Raw genomic sequence first — 21,809 nt, forward strand, 5'->3', positions numbered from 1 at the left:
ACATTTGATTAGCTCGATATTTAACTATGGATAACAATTTTTCTTCAGACAATTTAAGTTTCGATATCGGTGATTTTAAGAGAAAATTACTGATCAGGCTTTATAAAGGCATGTTAAAACCCAGGCTGATAGAGGAGAAGATGCTGGTGTTGCTTCGCCAGGGAAAAATAAGCAAATGGTTCTCTGGTATTGGACAGGAAGCTATTGCCGTTGGTGTCACTATGGCCTTAAAAAATGATGAATACATTTTACCTATGCACCGGAATTTAGGTGTTTTTACTACCAGGGGCATTCCGTTATACAGACTATTTAGTCAGTGGCAGGGAAAAGCATCAGGTTTTACTAATGGGCGTGACAGATCATTTCACTTTGGAACACAGCAGTATAACATTGTTGGCATGATATCGCATTTAGGGCCGCAGCTTGGTGTTGCCGATGGCATTGCGCTCGCCAGTAAATTAAAACAAACGGATCAGGTTACAGCTGTTTTTACAGGCGAGGGCGGTACCAGTGAAGGCGATTTTCATGAAGCTTTAAACGTGGCTTCGGTATGGCAATTACCGGTTATATTTTGTGTTGAAAATAATGGTTATGGCCTTTCAACACCAACCAATGAGCAATACCGTTGCAACAATATAGCCGACAGAGGTGCAGGCTATGGCATGGAATCGCATATAGTGGATGGAAATAATATTATTGAAGTTTATAAAACCGTTAAAAAAGTGGCTGATAGTATTCGTAAAGATCCACATCCGGTTTTGTTGGAATTCAAAACATTTAGAATGCGAGGCCATGAAGAGGCGAGTGGCACCAAATATGTACCTGCGGAATTATTAGAAGCATGGGCTAAAAAAGACCCTGTGGAGAACTATCTGAGTTTCCTGAGATCTGAGCATATTATTGATGACGCTTTTGATGCCAAATTAAAAGAAGACATTAATGCTGAAATCAATGAACATCTGGAGGTAGTTTTCAACGAGGAAGCTATTATTTCAGATGAAACTAATGAATTAAATGATGTTTTTGAACCATTTGTATATCAGGAAGTTAAAAACGAATCAAGTTTAAAAGAGATTCGATTGGTTGATGCTGTTTCCGAGGCCTTAAAACAAAGCATGGAGCGCTATGATGACCTTGTTATTATGGGGCAGGATATTGCGGCGTACGGAGGTGTTTTTAAAATCACGGAGGGCTTTGTAGCTCAGTTTGGAAAAGAACGGGTACGTAACACACCCATTTGTGAATCGGCCATTATTGAAACGGCCATGGGATTGTCTATTGCCGGTATAAAAAGCGTTGTGGAATTGCAATTTGCAGATTTTATTAGTTCCGGATTTAATCCGGTGGTTAACTATTTAGCCAAATCTCATTACAGATGGGAGCAAAATGCTGATGTGGTTTTGCGCATGCCTTGCGGAGGCGATGTTGGAGCAGGGCCATTCCACTCACAAACTAACGAAGCGTGGTTTACCAAAACCCCGGGTTTAAAAGTGGTGTATCCGGCATTTCCCTACGATGCAAAGGGCTTATTGGCAACTGCCATAAATGACCCTAATCCGGTATTATTTTTTGAACACAAAGCTTTATACAGAAGCATCCGCCAGGAAGTACCAACAGATTATTATACACTGCCTTTTGGAAAGGCTTCGGTTTTAAAAGAAGGAAACGATATTACTGTCATTTCTTATGGTGCTGCAGTACATTGGGCACTGGAAACATTAGAAAAGTACCCTGATATGTCAGTTGATATGATCGATTTGAGAACCCTTCAGCCTTTAGATACCGAAACTATTTTTAATTCGGTAAAAAGAACCGGTAAAGCTATTATATTGCAGGAAGACACCTTGTTTGGAGGGGTTGCCAGTGATATTTCAGCTTTAATCACTGAGCATTGTTTTGAGTATTTAGATGCCCCGGTGAAGCGTGTTGCCAGTTTAGAAACGCCCGTTCCGTTTGCTAAACCATTAGAAAGTCAGTTTTTACCGAAAGACAGGTTTGAAACCGCTTTAAAAGCATTGCTGGCATATTAACTTAACTTAAAAAGCATTTTAAGAACATATTTATGAAGCGTAAAACATTCATAAAAAATACTTTTTTGGGAATTGCCGCCTCCATGGTTGGTGCTGAGATTGTTTTTTCCGAATCTATTCCTGAGCATTACAGACCATTAATTTTAGAAGAACCGGATCCATACAAGTTGTTTAATAAATCTAAAGAGATGACGGTTTTAAACAACAGGCCATGGAATATGGAGGCTAAGGCCCATTTACTGGATGATAAGATTACGCCTAATAAGTATATGTTTATTAGAAATAATGGACTGATTCCAAAAGATCCGGATGCTTCAAACTGGAAACTGGTGATTGACGGGGAATCTGTTATAAAGCCTAAAACTTTCACGCTTAATGAGCTAAAATCAAAATTCAAACAGTATACGTATCAACTAACTTTGGAATGTGGCGGTAACGGACGAAGCGAATTTAATCCGCCTGCAAAAGGAAATCAATGGACGGTTGGGGCCGTATCCTGTGCACAATGGACCGGTGTTAGATTACGGGATGTCTTAGATGATGTGGGCCTTAAAAATGATGCCGTCTATATTGGGTATCATGCCGCTGATACGCATTTAAGCGGAGACACAAGTAAGGCACCCATCTCCAGAGGAGTTCCCATGTATAAAGCATTACAGGAAGAAACACTTATAGCATTTAAAATGAATGGCGAAGCTATTCCTTTGGCACATGGATATCCGTTGCGATTGGTCGCCGGAGGTTGGCCGGCATCTGCTTCGGGAAAATGGATCAACAAGATAAGTGTTAGAAATAAAGTACATGACGGCACTAAAATGAAAGCGCCTTCGTATTGTGTTCCCTGTAAGCCTGTTGCACCGGGAGAAAAGGTGAAAGCGGAGGACATGTGCATAATTGAAAGCATGCCGGTTAAGTCATTAATCACCTATCCAAAAACGGGAGCCATGATACAAGAAGCCAGGGTATTGGAAATTAGAGGGCATGCCTGGGCGGGCGAACTGGAAGTTAAGAGCGTTGCCTATTCTATAGATTTTGGAGCTACATGGCACACGTGTTCTTTAGAATCTCCGGTAAATCGTTTAGCATGGCAACATTTTAGTGCCAGGATCAAGTTTCCTCAAAAAGGATATTATGAAGTTTGGGCCAAAGCCACGGATAGTGAGGGCGTAAGTCAGCCTATGTTGTTACCCGGCTGGAACCCTAAAGGATACTTAAATAATGCCTGTCATAGGATTGCAGTAAAGGTCAAGTAGTGGATAGTAAGGAGTTCAGAAATAAAATTAGAAGGATCTATGCCGCGCTATTTGCGTTCTTTGGATTATTATTGCTAGTATCTGGAGTGTTGGTATATGCGGTATTGAATCCGTCATTTCTCAAATTTGAGAATACCGACTACGTAGAGACTGAAGCTATTAATAATGGCATTGAGAATGGCATACATACAGAGACCGGGTTCATTTATGATGAGGGCATGCAAACCGTCATAACAAGTTGTACGTCTTGCCATTCTGCTAAGTTGGTCACTCAAAACAGGGCCACAAAGGAAGGTTGGATCGGTATTATCAGGTGGATGCAGGATACGCAAAACCTTTGGGATCTTGGTGAGAACGAAGCTGTCATCGTAAATTATTTAGCAAAAAATTATGCGCCCGAAGCCAGGGGCAGGCGTGATAATCTGGAAGCTGTTGAATGGTACGATCTGGTTGAATAATTAGTGTTTGCTATCTGAAGACATGAAATATTTTGATGCATTTAAAGACGCCCTTACAGGATCGGTTGACTGGACCTGGAATTCCATACTGTTCCATGTGCCCTGGCAGCATAATTTCTTTTGGGGTCTGATGGTGATTTCTATAGCGGTTTGGCTGCTGGAAATTGCATTTCCGTGGCGAAAAGAACAAGCCGTTTTCAGAAAAGACTTTTGGCTGGATGCGTTTTATATGTTCTTCAATTTCTTTATTTTCACTATCGTAATCAGTGGGTTTTATAAAGTTTTGGAGCTTTTATTTTCAGAAATCGGATTGAGTATGTCGTCAATGGCATTAATAGACCTTTCAAACTTACCAATATGGACTGAACTGCTCATTTTCTTTTTGATCCTTGATTTTGTACAGTGGTTTACTCACGTTTTACTACACCGATTTGAATTTTTATGGCGGTTTCACAAAGTGCACCATTCTGTAAAGGAAATGGGCTTTGCCGCTCATTTGCGTTACCACTGGATGGAAAATATCTTATACAAGCCCTTAAAAGTGTTTGCTGTTATGCTAATAGGAGGTTTTGAACCGGAACAAGCGTTTATCATTCATTTTGTAGCTATTTCCATTGGGCACTTAAATCATGCCAACATCAAGCTTACTTATGGTCCGTTAAAATATATTTTCAATAATCCGGTCATGCATTTGTATCACCATGCTTACACCTTGCCGAAAGTGCGTAAGCACGGTGTTAATTTTGGAATAAGCCTCAGTTTATGGGATTATATTTTTAAGACCTATTACGTCCCTGAGAGTAGTGGCAGTATAGAATTAGGTTACCCGGGTGATTCCAAAATGCCCAAAAACTTTTTTGCACAACTTCTCTATGGTTTTAGAAAAAAGCATTGATTTGTCATTCTGACACTGAGGTCTCGAAGTGGAAGAATCTCAATCTCATTGCGAAAAGAGATGTTTCGACTGCGCTCAACATGACAAACAACTGGCATTCTGAGGGAAACGAAGAATCTTATCTGATAGATTACTCACTATATTCAGAATGACATTATTTAGTTTCTGCTTCCGATAAAATAAAAGGATAGGCCTCTCTTACCTGTTTTAACTCACCTTTAGTCAGCTTATCAGCAGACTTATTCATTACATTAAGTGAATATGCATTTCTCAGCTCATAATACGCTTTAGTCAGTTCGTTTTGAACTGCTATGTATTGCCTGTAACTGGTTTGCTTCATATTTTGTAACGAAATAACAGCTTTTTTGGGATTATCAGAGGAAGCGGAATCCCCATTACCGCTGCAATAAGTACAGGAACCATCACCATTGTTGTCCAGAAAATCTTTGGCAATGTCTTTTAATGCTTCAAGTGAAATCAATTCGTTGTCTACCATGATCTCATCATTATTGTTGATCATGACCCGTAAAATGTTCTTGTCGTTAATAGGTGTTGAGCAATCCATACCCGGAGGGCACTCTTTAGGAAGTAACCTGTTAATACCTTCATCTGTTGAAATGGTTGCTGTTACCAGGAAAAAGATCAGTAGTAAAAAAGCAATGTCTGCCATGGACCCGGCGTTGATCTCAGGTCTGAATTTTGAACGTCTCATAAATTATAGTTTAAATGCCCGCCTGACGGCCGGCAGGTTAATGTGAATCCTGGTCACAAAAACAATACCATAACCAATTGACTTAGATTCCCATTTTCATGGGAATGACAATTTTAAAGGAAGCCCGACGCAAAACGTCGGGAAATTCTTTTCGAATTAATGGGCGTATCGCTTAGATCCTTTCCAAACAATATCATTTGAAGATTTAAAACTGATATAGCGCCTGGAAGGCAGGAAGTGTTCTTGAGTGATGCTGTTTAAGTGGTTCGATATTTTAATAACTGTTCGCATTTTGATTTTTTGATTATTGATGAAAGTCTAAAAGACGTTACTTATCTGTAACGTCTTTTACTGTTCCAATGGTTACTTTTAGTGTTACTTAAAGTTCCTGAAATTTGATTGTTGTCTAAAGTTCTCATAATTGTTTGTTTTTTTATTGATTTATACTAGATAGACGACCACGAATCAAAAATGTTACAGTACTATGCATAACAAAGTAGTAATTTAACAATTTTTAACTTTTTTTACCGGTTTTAAGCAGGGTAGAAGGTTATTTAGATCATTATTTAACAGGTTAGGAACAGTTTTTGTGTTAAATGAATACAAATATTTATTAGTTTAGTAAGAGAAAGAAATATCTTTGACCTGTGATTGCCAAATCATGATCATTGCTATGATACCGAAACAGTTTAAAACATATCTAACGGTTTTTATTATACTTATTTTTTCCGGATTGATGCATGCGCAAATTGATTCTAAGAAAAAATCGGTAGCCATTCCTGCTGTGGAAAATGAAAATGATACTTTAGATGCTTCGCCATTAACACCTTCAAAGCCCATTGACAGTGATAATTCAAGCGGGTTAAATACGCCTAAAGCAGCACAGAAGCTTAAAATACCTAAAAAGGAATTTTCCATGTTTGGCGAAAAATTCGGGAATCCCGGTGAATTGTACACAGACCGGTTAAAAAAACATGAGAGTAACATAAAACAGGGTGAAGGCTTGGGAACAAAGGGCAGTAAAATAGATGTGTTTTTTGGAAATCACAGAACCAAATCCAAGTTTGTACGTGTTTTATACAGGGATTATGGTCTGGAAGATGGTGATTTGGTCAGGGTTTCTGTCAATGATGAAGTCATTAGCTACAGGGTGGTATTGACCAATGCCTTTAAAGGTTTTAAAATTGAACTAAAAGAAGGCATAAACACCATTGAGTTCCTGGCATTAAATGAAGGCTATGCGCTTCCAAATACTGCACACTTTAGAATTGTTGATGAAAACGATAAAATTATTGCTGCCGACCTTTGGGCTCTTTCAGTAAATGTAAAGGGATCGGTCAATATAATTAAGGATCCATAAAATATATGAAGTTTTGCCATTATATTTTCTTATCCGCAATTCTTACTTTTACTTTTGAAAGCTGTAAAACCGAATCTAAAGAACACGATTATTCCCCTGAAAAGCTGGCTATTTTTAAGCAATTAGAATCTTACCCAGATAGCATTCAAATAGGAGGCATTAATTTTCAATACGGTTTTAAAAACCAAATGTTAGCACATTTGAAAGGTAATTATGATTCAACATTAATTACTGAAAAATTCCATAAACCGAATCAATATTTATTTGATTCTTGTTTTAATTTTTTTCCTGACAAAATCTACACTTTACCTGAAGTCATTAAGTGGAATAAAACGTATTTGATAGATAATGATAGTATTGTTTGGAAGCAAATAAAGTTCTTGTTAGAAAAAAATATTGACAGCCTTATTAGAAGTCATGCGAAAGGTGTCCAGGATTTAACTGGTATTGTAAGTGATGCAAAATTTTTATTGTATTTACCACCTTATGGCTTTGGTATTTCTGGTGGTTGCAATACTATGTCAATGTCTTTCGATATGATGTATAAGATAGAAGACGAAAAATATATTCAACAAGTTATACCGCATGAAGTTGAGCATACAGTTTACGAGAACATGATGGGTGATGACCCCTATTTTTCTACAGGAATAGGAGTGATTATAGATGAAGGGCTTGCATCATTTTTTGAGCACAAATATTTGAATATTTCTGCTTTTGATGTATTGAATGAACATGAATGGTTTATGGAAAATGAAAAAGAAATTTTTGAAAAGCTTTCTCCTTATTTTTTAAAACCAAACACTGAAGACAACAGGATTTTATATCATGTAAATAGGAATAACAATTTAGAACCATTGATTGATAACGCGCCATCAAAATTAGCAGTTCAGAATTTAGGATATAATTTGGGCTTTCGAATAGTTGAATCTTATGAAAAAATCAATGGAACTGACTCTTGGAAAGATGTTTATATGTTATCTCCAAAAGAATTCTTAGAAAAAAGTGGTTATGAGGATTATATTAAAAGTTTATAAATATTCTAACCAACTATCCCATCAATCAACTGTAATTCTTCTTCAGAAAAATCAAGATTATCTAAGGCCTTTAAATTTTCTTTTAACTGATTGGCAGAACTGGCACCTAAAAGTACTGATGCCACAGCCGGTTGTCTAAGAATCCACGCCACAGCCATTTGCGATAATTTCTGTCCGCGTTCCTGCGCTATAGTGTTTAATTTCTGAATCTTTACGAGATTACTATTTACGGTATCCGTATTAAGATAAGACATGTTCTTAGCCGCCCTGGAGCCTTCCGGAATACCTTTTAAGTATTTATCGGTCAACATCCCTTGAGCCAATGGTGAAAACGCAATACAACCAACGCCATTTTGTTCCAAAGTCTCTAAAAGCCCGTTTTCAACCCAACGGTCAAACATGGAGTACCGTGCCTGGTGCAAAATAAACGGTACATTTAAATCTTTAAGAAGGTTAGCGGCCTGTTGTGTTTCTTCCGGTTTATAATTAGAAATACCTACATATAAAGCTTTTCCCTGCCTCACTATATCGGCTAAAGCCCCCATGGTTTCTTCCAAAGGGGTTTCAGGATCCGGTCTGTGGTGGTAAAAAATATCAACATAATCCAATCCCATGCGTTTTAAACTTTGGTCTAAGCTGGAGATTAAATATTTTCTCGACCCTAAATTACCATAAGGCCCGGGCCACATGTCAAAACCAGCTTTGGTAGCCATAAACAACTCGTCTCTGTAGTTCTTAAAATCCTGTTTTAAAATGGTCCCGAAGTTTTCTTCAGCAGAGCCGTATGGAGGCCCGTAATTGTTTGCTAAATCAAAGTGTGTAATGCCTAAATCGAAGGCACATCGAATGATGTCCCGTCCGTTTTGAAGACTGTCTACAAAACCAAAATTATGCCATAACCCAAGTGAAATAGCCGGTAATAGCACACCGCTTTTACCAGTGCGGTTATAGGTCATGGTATTATAGCGTTCCTGAGACGCTTTGTATTCTGTAACTCCTGATTTATCGTTGATTTGCATAACTTGTATTTTGAGACGGTAAAAGTATTAATTTTTGTTTTAAAACGACTATAAAAAAAAGCCTTTAGAGATTAAATCTAAAGGCCTTATTATTTTTTAAGCAACTAGAAGGTCAATCTTTCAATGGCTGCTTTATTTCTTTCTTTAAATGTTTAGCATAAAAGCCCATCATTGACTTATACAACGCAATTCGGTTTTCTTCTTTACCAAAACCGTGACCCTCATCGTATTTTACCATATAAGGTACGTCAACCCCTTTGGCACGTAAGGCACTAACAATCTGATCTGACTCATCAATGTTAACCCTGGGATCATTGGCGCCCTGAACAACAAATAAAGGCTTTTTTATTTTATCTATATGATAAGCCGGAGATACTTCTTCCATGATAGCTTTTTCTTCCGGTACGTCTTCATCATACCAGATCTCCTTGATAATTTTTAAATAGGGTTTCCAATACGGCGGAATGGTTTTCATAAAGGTGAACAGGTTTGAAACTCCAACATAGTCAACCCCACAAGCGTAGAGGTCCGGTGTTTTTGTTAAGCCTCTTAAAACGGCATAGCCACCATGGCTACCACCATAAATAGCTGCATTGTCTTTATCTACCCATCCCTGGTCTATAACGTATTGAAGTCCGTCTTCAACATCATCCATGGCTTTTCTTCCTATTTGTTTAAACCCGGATTCCAGAAAGGCTCTACCGTATCCTCCGGAAATCCTAAAATTAACCTGTAGTGTTGCATAACCTCTGCTGGCAAACAATTGGGCTTCCGGGTTAAATCCCCAGGAGTCTCTGATCCCTTGCGGACCGCCATGTGGATTTACAATTACCGGAACTCTTTGACCTTCCAAAGCTTCTTTTGGCAATGTAATGTAGCCGTGGATGGTTATGCCGTCCCTGCTTTTAAATTTAATGGGACGCATTTCTGCCATATCACTTTCTATAAGATTAGGCATTAAATTGTATAATAATTCAAATTTATCTTTTACGGGATCATAAGAATAATAGGTGCCATATAATCTATCACTTTGAATAAATATTAAATATTTGCTTTCATCATCGGTAGCATCAGCCACAGAGATGTTGTATCCGGGGAATTTAGAGGTTAATCTTTTGTGCATCTTTTTTGCATAATCACTAACCGGTACAATAACCCTTTTTTGGCCTTCATAAGAGAAATAATCCAGTTCATAGCCCCGGTGCCTTGATAGACCAAGCCCTGAAACATCATATTCATCATGTGAAAACAGCTTTTTAATGACTTTGTCTTCTTTTAAATCATATAAGAAAATCTGCGTTTTATCGGTCTCCAGGTTCGAAGTAACATAGGCTTCATGAGGATTATCGGAAGCATAGTTAAAGGATGAAATACTGAAATTATCCTTCCAGCTCAACTCCTTTTTTAATTCAAAGTTTTCACCATCAATAGTGTAATAAAAATCTAAATTCACACCATCTCTTAATCTGAAAAATCCACGTAAATTGCCATCCTTATCAAAAACGTAGCTATTAATAGGATTGGCAGCATCGTCGTTTTTATACAACTGTTTAATGTCTCCGGAAACAATATTAATTTTATAAGGCTCGAAAATTTGAGGATTGTTCTGATTCATTGAAATGATCATGTGGTCTTTATCGTCTTTCAAACCATTAAGGATATTAACTTTAACGCCGTCAAAAGGTGTTAGCTCTTTTTGATTAGAACCATCCAGGTTTACTGCAAACAGGTGGTAGTCTTCATTTCCGCCTTTATCCATAACATAGACCAACCGGGTGTCGTTTGCCCAACCAAATCCTCTGATCAGTTCTTCTTTTTCTTCAATAACTCTTTTAACATCACCTGTTTTCAGGTTCTTTACATAGACATGATTTTTAGCGTTCTCATCTTTCTCTCTGTAAGACATATAATCGCCATTAGGTGATAAATTAAATGATCTTGCTTTTGGCCTGGCAAAATAATCTTCAACGGAATACTTGTAATTCGTAGGATTCCAGTTTGCTAATTGTTCCAAATCTGCATCTGAAGTGGGCAATGCCGTGTTACCTGGAAGCGTTTTTTCAGTTTTCGCAAGTGTTAAAGGCAATTCCATACCACCTTGATAAAACGTACCGTTAAGAGCGGATTCGTTCAATGTTGCCACATATTTGATGCCGGCTTTACTGAATTTTATCGTCAGGGTATCGTTGGCAAATGTAGTTACATCCATGGGGATACCGGTAGCTCCTTGTGACGGACTGTCCATTGTAGAAGTATAGCCGTCGTCACTGGTTTTGATGTCAAAAACCAATGGCACTTCGGTTCCCTGAACCGATAACTTTCCTTTCCAGGACCCTGTTATGTCCTGTGCTTTTACCTGAGTAGCCATACATAGAAAAAGCGTAATGGCCACGCTTAATTTAGAAATTGTAAGTTTCATTTTATTGATTGAAGTTTAAGTAATTAATGCGCTTTATATTTTAGTATAAAACACATCATAACACGATGTTATTTTAAGTTAGAAGACAAAAAATGGGTTTCGTTACAAAACCCATTGAAATTTTAACATCTATTTAAGATTCTAATTTAAAAGCGCATTCAATTTAGAAACCAAAGCGTCCTTCATATCACTATTGGAAGTGCTTAAAGGCAATTGGTTTGGATGCAGTAAATTGGGGGTTTCCAAAGGGTTGTCAGATAGGCCATATAAAGCTTCAGAGCCATCGCCGAATAGCATGTACTTGTGAGTAGCATTTCTAATGGTGACATCCGAAGTTCCGTCAGTATTTCCAACTTCGGTATAAACATAATCCCGTTTAACAGCATTGGCATCCGAAAATAAGGGTTTAAAGCTTTTACTATCATTTATCTCGGTAGTTCCTGTTTCGGCAATATCAGCCACAGTGGCAAAAATATCGGTGGTATTAATTAAAGCATCTTCAACTGCATTCATTCTATTTACCCCTTTTCCGGCAATTACCATGGGCACATTAATACCGCCCTGATAGACACTTCCTTTAGCTCTTCTTGAATCGTGAACCTGAACTACCTGGTTTGGGGTCCCGTTATCGCCAATGAATATGATGATGGTATTTTCCTTTTCTTCCGGAGACCAGGTGCTGATAAGTCTTCCCAATTCCGTGTCCATTGCTTCAATAGCTGCTAAATAGTAGGGGAGTGGATTCGCATCAATACTAGCTTGGTCTGTGGGTAAAACGCCCTGCGAGTGCAAATTATTTGGTGGTAAATGAAACGGGGTATGTGGCGCATTGTATGACAGCCATAAAAACCAGGGCTGCGTTTGATTTCCTATCCAATCAATAGCCAAATTGGTTAGTTTGGTAGTAACGTATTCAGAAGATGCTGATGTTGTTCCGTTTGTGTTTAAAGTCCAGCTGGTATAGGAGGGAATCCCACCACCGGTTATTCCTGCAAAATAATTTACGCCCATGGTATTGGGGTGACTGGCATTTCTGCTCAGATGCCATTTACCTATAACGGCATGATTGTATGTACGGCCGGTATGATCATCTAAAAACTTTTGAATGGAGGTTTCCGATGTGGATAACGGGTCATCTACTTTAGTAACGCCGGTTCTAAAACCATATTTACCGGTAAGTATCCCGGCTCTGGTAGGTGTACAGGTAGGATTGGACCATACATTGTTAAACCGAATCCCGTTATTGATCAAATTTTGAAGATTAGGCATATTGGGTTTTGTAGTTCCGATGGTATATCCCGGACAGGCGTCCAGTCCCATATCATCCGCTATAACTAATAAAATATTTGGTCTAGTTTGTATTGGAGTTGGCGTAGGAGTTTCTTCTAAAGGGGTATTATTATCGTCATTAAGGTCTTCTGCATTAGAACTGCAAGCAACCAGACATGCAAAAAAGTAAAGGCATAAGAAAAAGGGTCTCATAGGTCGTTTTTTTGATTTAGGACTTCGTTTTTTACGGATGGTTTAAAACTTCGTTAATATTTTTAGGAAAAACATTCGTTTTAAACCTAATAAAGATGCTATTTTTGCTGGGTCAAAATTATTTGCATGTCTGTTGTATCTCAAATCGAATTAGAAGAAAGGAAAACCGGTAAGGACCTTTATAGTTACCAAAAAGGAGCCATCAACAAAATCTTTAAAAGCTTTGATGAATCGCCATCAGATTATCACCTATTGTACCAGCTGCCAACCGGAGGCGGGAAAACGGTCATCTTCTCCGAAATTGTCAGGCAATACCTAAAAAATCACCAAAAGAAGGTACTCGTCATGACACATCGTATCGAGTTGTGTAAACAGACTTCTAACATGCTTACGGAATTTGGTGTGGTTAATAAAGTAGTTGATAGTAAAGCAGATCTAAGTGATCAGGCCGAATATAGCTGCTTTGTGGCTATGGTAGAAACGTTGAATAACAGGTTGCATGATGACAAATTGGATATATCGGACATTGGCTTAGTCATTATCGACGAGGCCCATTATAACTCATTCACTAAATTATTTAAGTTTTTTAGTCAGTCCTTTATTTTAGGTGTTACGGCCACCCCTTTAAGTTCCAGTATTGAATTACCCATGACCGACAATTATGACGAACTAATTGTTGGTGAAAGTATTGAGTCCTTAATTGAAAACGGCTTTTTGGCCCGGGCCGAAATGTTTAGTTATAACGTAGGCCTAACATCGTTAGTTGTTGGAGCTAACGGTGATTATACCGTGAAATCATCGGAAGACCTGTATACTGATGATAACATGCTTTCAAAGCTAATAAGAGCTTATGAAGAACGTTCCAAAGGCAAGAAGACCCTGATCTTTAATAACGGTATTAACACCTCATTACACGTTTACGATACCTTTAGAAGAGCAGGTTACCCCATAGCGCATTTAGATAATACGCACTCTAAAAAAGAGCGAGCCTATATTTTAAAATGGTTCAAAGAAACACCGGATGCTATTTTAACGTCGGTGAGTATTTTAACAACCGGTTTTGATGAACCAACGGTAGAGAGTATCATTTTGAACAGAGCCACCAAATCACTTACACTTTATTATCAAATGATTGGTAGAGGGTCGCGGGTTTTAGAGCATAAAAAATCGTTTTTAGTAATTGATCTGGGAAATAATTTCCACCGATTCGGCCCCTGGGGCGATAACCTGGATTGGCAACGTATTTTCAGGTCGCCAAACTATTACCTGGATTCGCTGTTGAGTGATGAAGAATTAGAAAGTAATTTCAGGTATGAAATGCCGGATGAATTAAGGGCAGAATTTGGTAATTCCGAAGATGTGCATTTCGATATTCAAAAAACTTATGTAGACTCTATCAGGGCAGGTGAATCGTCTAAGGTTGTATTAGAGCGTTCTATTGCACAACATGCTAAAATATGTATTGAAAACAGTGAGGATGTTTATGATGCACTCACTTTAGCAAGAAAGTTGGGTGATGATATAGATTTCAGGATCAATCGCTATACCAAATGCATCAGTAAGAGTACCTTTAATTTTGTAGAGTGGTTAAAAGGCGAATATCGTAAAAAGCTTAATTCGTATATACGGGTAAACTTTGATGAAGTTTTTGAAACGGTTCACGGATACCCTCCGGAGGACTAAAACACCGCTACTACATAAACACTAACTTTTGGATATAAAAAAAGCTTTAAAATTTATGCTTATCAGTACATTGTCTTTTGCATGTATGAATAGCATTGTAAAGCATTTAGCCCATATTAGTGCCTACCAGATAGTATTTTTCAGGGCTATCTCTACTTTAATTTTTACCATGGTATTTCTTTTAAAACATCAGGTCCCTATCTTGGGTAATAATAAGAAGTTATTGATTATAAGAGGCCTGGTGGGTGTTACGTCCATGACTTTCTTTTTTATGTCAACCAAGTATTTACCTATAGGAACGGCCGTTTCTTTAAGATACCTGGCGCCCATTTTTGCAGCCATTTTTGCCATTTTTCTTTTGAAGGAGCACGTTAAGCCCATACAATGGTTCTTTTTCTGTATGGCATTTAGCGGCGTTGTTATTCTAAAAGGGTTTGATATGCAGCTGAATAGTTACGGGCTTTTACTTATTTTAATATCAGCGGTTTTTAGTGGATTGGTATACGTAATATTAAGCAAGATCGGAAAAAGTGAACATCCGGTGGTGGTTGTTAATTATTTTATGGTTATTTCTGTTATTACCGGTGGTCTGTTGTCTATTGGCAATTGGGTTAACCCCATAGGTTTTGAATGGGTTATGCTGCTTGGTTTGGGAGTTTTTGGGTATTTTGGACAAGTATATATGACCAAAGCCTTTCAAACAGCCTCTTCAACAAGTCAAATAGCGCCGTTAAAATATTTGGAAACCATTTTTACAGTACTGTTCGGTGTGTTTATATTTGCCGAAGTATATACATTTTGGAGCTTATTGGGAATAGGGTTGATCATTATCGGATTGATCCTAAATGCCCGGTTTAAAGAAAAAAGTAAGGTATAGTATGAGTTTTAAAGACCGAATTAACGGAATCAGAAGAAAACTAATGGGTCGTCTGACAAAGGGTGTTGGCCGTTCTTATTCCATGCCCAAGGAAGGGGATCTAAAAATAGAGGACGTTAAAAATGTGCTGATCATACGCCCAAATCACCGTTTGGGGAATCAATTGTTGTTAACACCAATAGTGCAGGAGGTTCTGAATACATTTCCAAATTGTACTGTAGACTTATTTGTTAAAGGTGGTGTGGCACATCCCGTTTTTGAAAATTACGAAAGAGTTGACAGGATTATTAAACTACCCAGAAAACCTTTTAACAACCTGTTTAAATACCTTAGAAGCTGGATATCCGTAAAAGGCAAGTCCTATGATTTGGTTATTAATGGTGATAAAAGCTCGTCCTCGGGCAGATTATTGACGCAACACGCCAAGGCAAAATTCAAAATTTTCGGAGAGGTCACTGGTGACATCGAAAATAAATATTCTGATTACAGGCATATCTCAAAATACCCGGTTTATAATTTGAGACGTTATTTAGAGCTATTAGGATTTGATAACCATGAAACAGACATGCCTCTACTCGATATAAAACTAAATGCCCCTGAAATTGCCAATGGTAAAAAGATATTGGACGATTTAGTTAAGAACGCTAAAAAAACTATTTGCATTTATACCAATGCCACAGGAGATAAGTGCTATTCCGAAGCCTGGTGGGAAACATTTTATGAGCGCTTAAAAAAGGAATTTCCGGATTATAATATCATAGAGATGCTGCCAATTGAAAACATTTCCAAAATTAACTTTAAGGCACCCCATTTTTACAGTAAAGATATCAGAGAAATGGGAGGTGTTCTAAGGAACGTCTCTATATTTATTGCTGCCGATAATGGTGTGATGCATTTGGCAAGTGCCTCCTTAGTGCCTACGGTTGGTTTCTTTTCCATAACCAAAGAGGCCGTTTACGGGCCTTATGGGAATGGAAGTCTGGCATTTAATACCAATCACACCAATATTGAGGATTGGATAGCCGGAATTAAGAATATTCTGAATTAGGCACCTTAAGTTGATAAAAATTTGTTAATCTACGCCTGAAATACATTATTGTATTGTAACTTTATAGTATGTTTAATTGTTTCAATATGAAAGGCTTAGGTTTTTGTTTTGGCATTGTTCTTTGTGGATGGCTGTTTGCTTGCGGTGGCTCAAAGTCTTCGACAAAACAGGCTGAAAAAGAGGCCTTGAAAACACTTATCAATGAAAGGCATTTTACGGTAGAATACGATTGGGCATATCCATTCCCCAGGGCTGCCGTGCAACAGATATCGGGATTGTTAAGGCCGGGAGATACACCAAATTCAATTAATTTAATTGGAAACAGCAACTTTTTGACCATTTCCGGCGATAGTATCAAGTCTCATTTGCCTTTTTACGGGGAACGTTTTTTCAATGCGGGTTATAGTGATACGGATGGCCCCATTACCTTTAACGGGCTCATTAGTGATTATCAGCTAAAGGAAAACAAGAACGGTAGTTATGATATGTCCTTTGATGCCAAAAACTCAGATGAAAATTTTAATGTGGTTATAACTCTTTTTCCAGGATTAAGGTCCCATTTGCTTTTAAGAGGAAATACCAGGGCTCAGATCAGATATTCGGGTAGGGCACAGGCTATTAAAGATGAGACCCCGGAATAATTAATTACCCTTCAATAACTTCCCCGTTTTCTTCAATAACGGTCATACCCCAATTGGCAATGGAATTTAACACCGGCGTTAAGCTTTCACCAAAAGGCGTTAATGCATATTCAACCTTAAGTGGTGGTTTTTTTGTATATACTTTCCGGCTAATTAATCCGTCCTTTTCCAATTGTTTCAGTTGAAGACTTAAAGTGCGTTCCGTGATGGTAGAGATCAATTTACGCAATTCACTATAGCGCTTACTGCCGTCAACCAGATAAATAAGAATGACACTTTTCCATTTACCTCCAATTAATTCCATAGCTACACTGGTAGCACAGGAAAAGAGCTTGTCATTATATTTTATCAACCGTCTTTTATGTTCAACTTCCATGTCAATGTATTATTTATACAAAAGTAATAAAACTATATTAAATAATGTCACTATAAAAAATATAGTATAATTTTTATATTTTAATTATTTGATTATCAGGTTTTTAAATAAAAAATGTGCTACTATCATTTTTGACCGTTATTGTACAGTACAAATACTATACATAATTTTGTCACTATAAAAATGATAGTATAATAAAATGAAACCCTTAATTTTTAAAATTATAATAATTGCAGGCCTATGTTTCCTTACCGCTTGCCAAAAAGGTAATAAAGAAAGGGATCTGACAAAAGGGCCGTCAGTAAATAATACTATTCCGGACTCCATCCATAATTCAAGTGTGAAAATTGTTTTAGCCTCAGAGGTAGATTGGACATATCTTAACCCCAAAAGAAAGGACAAAGCTCCTATGGCAGGTACGCTTTGGGGGGACAGAACGGCTAGTGGGCCTACCGGATTTCTACTTAAGCCAAAAGATAGTTTTTCGTCACCACCACATATCCATAATGTGTCCTACAGAGGCCTGGTAATTAGCGGGCTTATTCACAATGATGATCCCAATGCTGAAAACATGTGGATGCCATCGGGTTCCTTTTGGACACAGCCGAAAGGCCACGTGCATATTACTTCCGCTAAGGGTGTAAATACCATGGCTTATATAGAAATTGAAGAAGGCCCCTATTTGGTGCTTCCCAAGGAAGACGCTTTTGATAGTGGAGAGCGCCCGGTAAATCAGGATAAATCCAATATGGTTTGGTTGGATGCCTCTGAAATAAGCTGGTCTGAAGTTAATGGTTCTCAAATGGCTTTTCTTTGGAAAGAGCATCAATTACACGGAACACTTTTAAAGCTACCTGAAGGTTTTAAAGGACACCTTTACACGAAGGCTTCAACTTTTGGGGCTGTGGTAATTAAGGGACAACCAAAGTATGCAGGAGAGGAAACAACGATTCTGGAAACAGGGAGTTTTTTCAGTTCTAAAGGGGAAGTTTTACATCGAATTTCAACAAAAAACGAAACTATTCTTTATATAAGAACCAGTGACAAATACAAAGTAATTTTAAATAAATAAACGTAAAAAACTATGAAAGCAATGACTATTAACAAATATGGCGAAGAGGCCGTATTTGAAGCAAAAGAAGTAGAAACGCCTGTATTAAAGAGCGGGGAGGTGTTAGTTAAAATTGCGGCATCCAGTGTTAATACGGTGGATACCATGATAAGAAAAATGGGGAAGGATTTACCATTATCGCCTGATACCCCGGCTATTTTAGGGATGGATTTTGCCGGAATCGTAGAAGCTGTGGCCGATGATGTAAAGGCGTACACTGTTGGTGATGAAGTTTATGGATGCGCCGGTGGGTTAGCGGATTTACCCGGAACTTTAGCCGAGTATATTGCGGCTGACAGTAAGTTAATTGCACATAAACCTAAAAACCTATCCATGAAAGAAGCTGCAGCCATTCCATTGGTTGGTATAACGGCCTACGAAGGTTTAGAGCGCGCCGGTATTACATCCGGACAAAAAGTTTTGGTTCATGGAGGATCCGGAGGTGTTGGTCATATAGCTTTACAGCTGGCGAAGCATTTTGGTGCCGAGGTGTATGCTACCGGTGGTGGCGAAAGACAATTAGCACTTATAGAAGAACTGGGCGCTAAAGCCATTAATTATAAAACCGAAACTGTGGAAGACTATGTTCAAAAACATACCAACGGAGCCGGTTTTGACATTGTATACGATTCTGTAGGCGCCAAAAATCTTATTAATTCGTTTAATGCAGCGGCCCTTAACGGGCATGTAGCAACTACGGTGTCTATGGTTGAGTTAGATCTTTCAGTGGCACATTTTAAAGGTTTGTCGCTTCATGTTGTGTTTATGTTGATCCCAATGCTATATAATCACAAACGAGAAGATCACGGCGAAATTCTTAGAAATATTGCCAATGTTGTTGAAGCAGGCGCTTTAAAACCAATTTTAGATGAACAACAATTTTCACTTGATGAAGCCGGTAAAGCCCATGCGCGTTTGGAAAGTGGTCGGGCTATGGGAAAAGTTGTTATCGAGAATTAATATTAGACAAAAGAGCAACATGAAGTCATTTGAATCGATCAATAAAGCCTATAATTCAGTATTTCAACCTGATAAGTTGAGTATCGGACTGGTAGTGCCTATTGAAAACTATAGTTTGGGGCCCATTCCTACTATGGAAGATCACTTAAAGCGTGTTCAGCAAATAGAACAATTGGGGTTTAAGGCCTTATGGATCAGGGATATTCCGTTTCACGTACCCTCATTTGGAGATGCCGGACAACTGTTCGACCCTTTTACCTATTTGGGATATCTGGCCGGGCAAACTTCTGAGATTGCGTTGGGAATAGCCAGTATTGCATTGCCGCTACACCATCCGGTACATGTGGCTAAAAGTGCTGCGTCTATTGATCAATTGTCTAACGGACGACTTATTCTGGGCGTAGCTTCAGGTGACAGGCCGGACGAATATCCGGCAATGGGTATCGATTATGAAAAACGAGGGGTGTTGTTTCGGGAATCTTTTGATTATATCCGAAAAGTGCAAAGCAGTTTTCCAACTTTAGAAACCAACAATTATGGCCAGTTAAAAGGGCATATGAATATGTTGCCCAAAGCCAGTGGTCCTAAAATCCCCATGCTTATTACCGGCAATAGCCGCCAGACTATAGATTGGAATGTAGCACATGCCGACGGTTGGATGTCCTATCCAAAGGATCTGTACAATCAAAAACAGACCATTGACAAATGGCGAAAGCTGATTCATGAGTCACAAACTTATGACAAACCGTTTATGCAACCTTTATACCTGGATTTACAGGAGGAAGATGATTTCAAGCCACAGCCTATTCCATTAGGTTTTAAAATAGGGGTCAATTTCTTAGTGGACTATTTTAAAAGACTGGAAGACATTGGGGTTAACCATGTAGCTTTAAACTTAAGATTTAATGCTGCGAACATGGATGACACTTTAAATCGATTGGCAACAAACGTATTGCCTCATTTTCATTCAACAAAAAAAGAAACCGTTACAATATGAACAAGACCGTATTAATTACAGGAAGTACTGATGGTATAGGGAAATTAGCCGCTATTAAGTTAGCTAAAGAGGGGCATCAGGTTTATATTCATGGGAGACATCAGGAGAAACTGAAAACCGTTATTGATGACATAAAAAAGGCATCAAACAATGATTTGGTAAACGGATTCATTGCTGATTTTTCAGATTTGAAAACCGTCAAAATACTTGCTGATACAATTAAAAATGAATTGCCAAAGCTTGATGTACTGATAAACAATGCCGGTGTTTATAAAAGCAGAATAAATACAACACCTGAAGGGTTGGACATACGATTCGTTGTAAATTATTTAGCACCGTTTGTTTTTACTAATGCTCTCATACCGCTATTAAAAAAAGGAGATCACCCCAGGGTTATTAATTTGAGCTCTGCAGCCCAATCGTCTTTTTCATTGGATGAGTTATCCGGAAAACAGGATGTACTCCCAAATGAAGCTTATGCAAAAAGCAAACTGGCTTTAACTATGTGGAGTTTTGATCTGGCTAAAAATCAAAAAAATATTCAGGTCATTGCTGTAAACCCGGGCTCCCTTTTAAATACCAATATGGTAAAAGAAGCGTTCGGGCACCATTGGTCGTCAGCAGATAAAGGGGCTTCTATTCTATATGAATTAGCTGTTTCCGAAGCGTTTAATGGTGTTAGCGGACAGTATTTTGATAACGACCGGGGCGGTTTTGGAAATGCCCATGCCAATGCATATAATGAAGTCAAAATAAATGAGCTTATTAGTGCAACCCATCAGATCTGTGATAGCTCATATTGAGGTTTTAGCAGTATATTACCAATCTCTTCCCAGTTAGAAACACGTTTATAACCGGTTTCAGTACTATTATGTGGATTTGTGAACAAAAGGGTGTCGCCTTTAAATTTTTCAAGGTTGTAAGTTCTGTCGTCTATGAGCAGATCACCTCTTAAAATAAACTTGTGCCCGCACATAATCTGATGTTGCCAATCAATAAAAGGAAAATATTTGGCTAACCATATACTCTTTTCTTTTAAAGAATTAGGAAACTGGGTTGCAGCGGTAGCAACATACACCTCATGCCTATGGTAGAGGGCTTCCATGACTTCAATACTGCCGGGTAAAGGCTCTAATTCAGTGAAAAACCCTGGAGTCCAGGCATGCTGTCGAACGCTTTCTTTATGGGCTTCAGGGACATTGTCATAAACTTCTCCTGAAATGATATCGTCTCGTTTTAAATTTTGATTGAAGTCTCTGTTATACCATGCAATGTGTTTACCAAAAGTGTCGGCCAGCACATCATCCATATCAACAAATATTGTCATAAAAAAGTTTTAATCTAAGTACGCTATTTTTTTTATATTAAAAAAATATTGGACGCAAGATTTAATGGTTTTATAAAGTTAATTTAAACGCTTCGTGACATTGAAAATAACGGTTTTTAATCGATGA

The 21,809-nt window shown here is 38.1% G+C and carries 21 protein-coding genes; 14 read left to right on the plus strand and 7 right to left on the minus strand.

All coding sequences use genetic code 11. The features are described from left to right. Positions 1 to 110: 110 nt before the first annotated feature. The 4 genes from Q0983_RS13915 to Q0983_RS13930 are packed head-to-tail and all read left to right on the plus strand — an operon-like array spanning position 111 to position 4,636. Entirely contained in the window at positions 111 to 2,030 is a 1,920-nt protein-coding gene (locus Q0983_RS13915; protein ID WP_299555039.1) for a dehydrogenase E1 component subunit alpha/beta, read from the plus strand. 32 nt (positions 2,031 to 2,062) lie between these two features. Beyond that, positions 2,063 to 3,283 (plus strand): sulfite oxidase, encoded by a 1,221-nt coding sequence (locus Q0983_RS13920; protein ID WP_299554424.1) that lies wholly within the window; start codon positions 2,063 to 2,065, stop codon positions 3,281 to 3,283. Next, entirely contained in the window at positions 3,283 to 3,741 is a 459-nt protein-coding gene (locus Q0983_RS13925; protein ID WP_299554427.1) for a monoheme cytochrome C, read from the plus strand. The genes Q0983_RS13920 and Q0983_RS13925 overlap by 1 nt, the downstream gene beginning before the upstream one ends. 22 nt (positions 3,742 to 3,763) lie before the next feature. After that, positions 3,764 to 4,636 (plus strand): sterol desaturase family protein, encoded by an 873-nt coding sequence (locus Q0983_RS13930; protein ID WP_299554430.1) that lies wholly within the window; start codon positions 3,764 to 3,766, stop codon positions 4,634 to 4,636. A gap of 154 nt (positions 4,637 to 4,790) precedes the next feature. Here the strand turns inward: Q0983_RS13930 and Q0983_RS13935 are convergent, their stop codons facing one another. Next, complete coding sequence (locus tag Q0983_RS13935) at positions 4,791 to 5,348, minus strand: biopolymer transporter ExbD (RefSeq protein ID WP_299554433.1); 558 nt, start codon at positions 5,346 to 5,348, stop codon at positions 4,791 to 4,793. A 156-nt stretch (positions 5,349 to 5,504) separates the two neighbouring features. Further along, entirely contained in the window at positions 5,505 to 5,639 is a 135-nt protein-coding gene (locus tag Q0983_RS13940; protein WP_299554436.1) for a hypothetical protein, read from the minus strand. Between the two features lie 370 nt (positions 5,640 to 6,009). Here Q0983_RS13940 and Q0983_RS13945 point away from each other — a divergent pair, with 370 nt between their 5' ends. Both Q0983_RS13945 and Q0983_RS13950 read left to right on the plus strand, forming a co-directional pair. Next, positions 6,010 to 6,708 (plus strand): hypothetical protein, encoded by a 699-nt coding sequence (locus Q0983_RS13945; RefSeq protein ID WP_299554438.1) that lies wholly within the window; start codon positions 6,010 to 6,012, stop codon positions 6,706 to 6,708. A 5-nt stretch (positions 6,709 to 6,713) separates the two neighbouring features. Continuing rightward, the gene (locus tag Q0983_RS13950; protein WP_299554441.1) at positions 6,714 to 7,742 is read left to right on the plus strand and encodes a DUF2268 domain-containing putative Zn-dependent protease; all 1,029 of its coding nucleotides are present in this window, start codon (positions 6,714 to 6,716) and stop codon (positions 7,740 to 7,742) included. Between the two features lie 5 nt (positions 7,743 to 7,747). Here the strand turns inward: Q0983_RS13950 and mgrA are convergent, their stop codons facing one another. The 3 genes from mgrA to Q0983_RS13965 form a co-directional block, all read right to left on the minus strand. After that, positions 7,748 to 8,761, minus strand: coding sequence for an L-glyceraldehyde 3-phosphate reductase (gene mgrA / locus Q0983_RS13955; protein WP_299554444.1), 1,014 nt, complete (start codon positions 8,759 to 8,761; stop codon positions 7,748 to 7,750). 112 nt (positions 8,762 to 8,873) lie between these two features. Further along, entirely contained in the window at positions 8,874 to 11,180 is a 2,307-nt protein-coding gene (locus Q0983_RS13960; RefSeq protein ID WP_299554447.1) for a S9 family peptidase, read from the minus strand. A gap of 141 nt (positions 11,181 to 11,321) precedes the next feature. After that, a complete protein-coding gene (locus Q0983_RS13965) occupies positions 11,322 to 12,662 on the minus strand; it encodes a sulfatase-like hydrolase/transferase (protein ID WP_299554450.1) in 1,341 nt (446 codons plus the stop codon). A 126-nt stretch (positions 12,663 to 12,788) separates the two neighbouring features. Between Q0983_RS13965 and Q0983_RS13970 the strand changes: the two genes are divergently transcribed. The 4 genes from Q0983_RS13970 to Q0983_RS13985 all read left to right on the plus strand — a co-directional run bounded on the left by Q0983_RS13970 (position 12,789) and on the right by Q0983_RS13985 (position 16,911). Further along, positions 12,789 to 14,345, plus strand: coding sequence for a DEAD/DEAH box helicase family protein (locus Q0983_RS13970; protein WP_299554453.1), 1,557 nt, complete (start codon positions 12,789 to 12,791; stop codon positions 14,343 to 14,345). Positions 14,346 to 14,373: 28 nt separating this feature from the next. Continuing rightward, positions 14,374 to 15,222: a DMT family transporter gene (locus Q0983_RS13975; RefSeq protein ID WP_299554456.1), complete on the plus strand. Its 849-nt coding sequence runs from the start codon at positions 14,374 to 14,376 to the stop codon at positions 15,220 to 15,222. A 1-nt stretch (position 15,223) separates the two neighbouring features. Then, positions 15,224 to 16,270 (plus strand): glycosyltransferase family 9 protein, encoded by a 1,047-nt coding sequence (locus Q0983_RS13980; RefSeq protein ID WP_299554459.1) that lies wholly within the window; start codon positions 15,224 to 15,226, stop codon positions 16,268 to 16,270. A gap of 86 nt (positions 16,271 to 16,356) precedes the next feature. Further along, positions 16,357 to 16,911: a DUF4251 domain-containing protein gene (locus Q0983_RS13985; protein WP_299554462.1), complete on the plus strand. Its 555-nt coding sequence runs from the start codon at positions 16,357 to 16,359 to the stop codon at positions 16,909 to 16,911. 4 nt (positions 16,912 to 16,915) lie between these two features. On the opposite strand, the gene Q0983_RS13990 is transcribed toward Q0983_RS13985, so the two are convergent. Continuing rightward, positions 16,916 to 17,287, minus strand: a complete 372-nt coding sequence (locus tag Q0983_RS13990) for a helix-turn-helix domain-containing protein (RefSeq protein WP_299554465.1) — start codon at positions 17,285 to 17,287, stop codon at positions 16,916 to 16,918. 199 nt (positions 17,288 to 17,486) lie between these two features. Between Q0983_RS13990 and Q0983_RS13995 the strand changes: the two genes are divergently transcribed. The 4 genes from Q0983_RS13995 to Q0983_RS14010 are packed head-to-tail and all read left to right on the plus strand — an operon-like array spanning position 17,487 to position 21,158. After that, a complete protein-coding gene (locus tag Q0983_RS13995; RefSeq protein ID WP_299554468.1) occupies positions 17,487 to 18,359 on the plus strand; it encodes a DUF4437 domain-containing protein in 873 nt (290 codons plus the stop codon). A 21-nt stretch (positions 18,360 to 18,380) separates the two neighbouring features. Beyond that, on the plus strand, positions 18,381 to 19,358 hold the full coding sequence (locus Q0983_RS14000) for a zinc-dependent alcohol dehydrogenase family protein (protein WP_299554471.1): 978 nt from the start codon (positions 18,381 to 18,383) through the stop codon (positions 19,356 to 19,358). Then, positions 19,267 to 20,355 (plus strand): LLM class oxidoreductase, encoded by a 1,089-nt coding sequence (locus Q0983_RS14005; RefSeq protein WP_299554474.1) that lies wholly within the window; start codon positions 19,267 to 19,269, stop codon positions 20,353 to 20,355. The genes Q0983_RS14000 and Q0983_RS14005 overlap by 92 nt, the downstream gene beginning before the upstream one ends. Continuing rightward, positions 20,352 to 21,158, plus strand: a complete 807-nt coding sequence (locus Q0983_RS14010) for an SDR family NAD(P)-dependent oxidoreductase (RefSeq protein WP_299554477.1) — start codon at positions 20,352 to 20,354, stop codon at positions 21,156 to 21,158. Before Q0983_RS14005 ends, Q0983_RS14010 begins: the two co-directional genes overlap by 4 nt. Here Q0983_RS14010 and Q0983_RS14015 read toward each other — a convergent pair. After that, positions 21,134 to 21,682: a 5'(3')-deoxyribonucleotidase gene (locus Q0983_RS14015; protein ID WP_299554481.1), complete on the minus strand. Its 549-nt coding sequence runs from the start codon at positions 21,680 to 21,682 to the stop codon at positions 21,134 to 21,136. The two genes, Q0983_RS14010 and Q0983_RS14015, sit on opposite strands and share 25 nt — an antisense overlap. Between the last annotated feature and the right edge of the window lie 127 nt (positions 21,683 to 21,809).

It is taken from the genome of Seonamhaeicola sp., assembly GCF_028281565.1.
Lineage (GTDB): Bacteria > Bacteroidota > Bacteroidia > Flavobacteriales > Flavobacteriaceae > Seonamhaeicola.

What these genes read in the sequence shown, in the direction of transcription:
- Q0983_RS13940 (WP_299554436.1), bottom strand. Translation starts at nt 5,639, where the DNA reads ATGCGAACAGTTATTAAAATATCGAACCACTTAAACAGCATCACTCAA.
- Q0983_RS13945 (WP_299554438.1), top strand. Translation starts at nt 6,010, where the DNA reads ATGATCATTGCTATGATACCGAAACAGTTTAAAACATATCTAACGGTT.
- Q0983_RS13980 (WP_299554459.1), top strand. Translation starts at nt 15,224, where the DNA reads ATGAGTTTTAAAGACCGAATTAACGGAATCAGAAGAAAACTAATGGGT.
- Q0983_RS13965 (WP_299554450.1), bottom strand. Translation starts at nt 12,662, where the DNA reads ATGAGACCCTTTTTCTTATGCCTTTACTTTTTTGCATGTCTGGTTGCT.
- Q0983_RS14005 (WP_299554474.1), top strand. Translation starts at nt 19,267, where the DNA reads ATGAACAACAATTTTCACTTGATGAAGCCGGTAAAGCCCATGCGCGTT.
- Q0983_RS14000 (WP_299554471.1), top strand. Translation starts at nt 18,381, where the DNA reads ATGACTATTAACAAATATGGCGAAGAGGCCGTATTTGAAGCAAAAGAA.
- Q0983_RS13990 (WP_299554465.1), bottom strand. Translation starts at nt 17,287, where the DNA reads ATGGAAGTTGAACATAAAAGACGGTTGATAAAATATAATGACAAGCTC.
- mgrA (WP_299554444.1), bottom strand. Translation starts at nt 8,761, where the DNA reads ATGCAAATCAACGATAAATCAGGAGTTACAGAATACAAAGCGTCTCAG.
- Q0983_RS14015 (WP_299554481.1), bottom strand. Translation starts at nt 21,682, where the DNA reads ATGACAATATTTGTTGATATGGATGATGTGCTGGCCGACACTTTTGGT.
- Q0983_RS13985 (WP_299554462.1), top strand. Translation starts at nt 16,357, where the DNA reads ATGAAAGGCTTAGGTTTTTGTTTTGGCATTGTTCTTTGTGGATGGCTG.
- Q0983_RS13970 (WP_299554453.1), top strand. Translation starts at nt 12,789, where the DNA reads ATGTCTGTTGTATCTCAAATCGAATTAGAAGAAAGGAAAACCGGTAAG.
- Q0983_RS14010 (WP_299554477.1), top strand. Translation starts at nt 20,352, where the DNA reads ATGAACAAGACCGTATTAATTACAGGAAGTACTGATGGTATAGGGAAA.
- Q0983_RS13935 (WP_299554433.1), bottom strand. Translation starts at nt 5,348, where the DNA reads ATGAGACGTTCAAAATTCAGACCTGAGATCAACGCCGGGTCCATGGCA.
- Q0983_RS13950 (WP_299554441.1), top strand. Translation starts at nt 6,714, where the DNA reads ATGAAGTTTTGCCATTATATTTTCTTATCCGCAATTCTTACTTTTACT.
- Q0983_RS13995 (WP_299554468.1), top strand. Translation starts at nt 17,487, where the DNA reads ATGAAACCCTTAATTTTTAAAATTATAATAATTGCAGGCCTATGTTTC.
- Q0983_RS13920 (WP_299554424.1), top strand. Translation starts at nt 2,063, where the DNA reads ATGAAGCGTAAAACATTCATAAAAAATACTTTTTTGGGAATTGCCGCC.
- Q0983_RS13960 (WP_299554447.1), bottom strand. Translation starts at nt 11,180, where the DNA reads ATGAAACTTACAATTTCTAAATTAAGCGTGGCCATTACGCTTTTTCTA.
- Q0983_RS13930 (WP_299554430.1), top strand. Translation starts at nt 3,764, where the DNA reads ATGAAATATTTTGATGCATTTAAAGACGCCCTTACAGGATCGGTTGAC.
- Q0983_RS13915 (WP_299555039.1), top strand. Translation starts at nt 111, where the DNA reads ATGTTAAAACCCAGGCTGATAGAGGAGAAGATGCTGGTGTTGCTTCGC.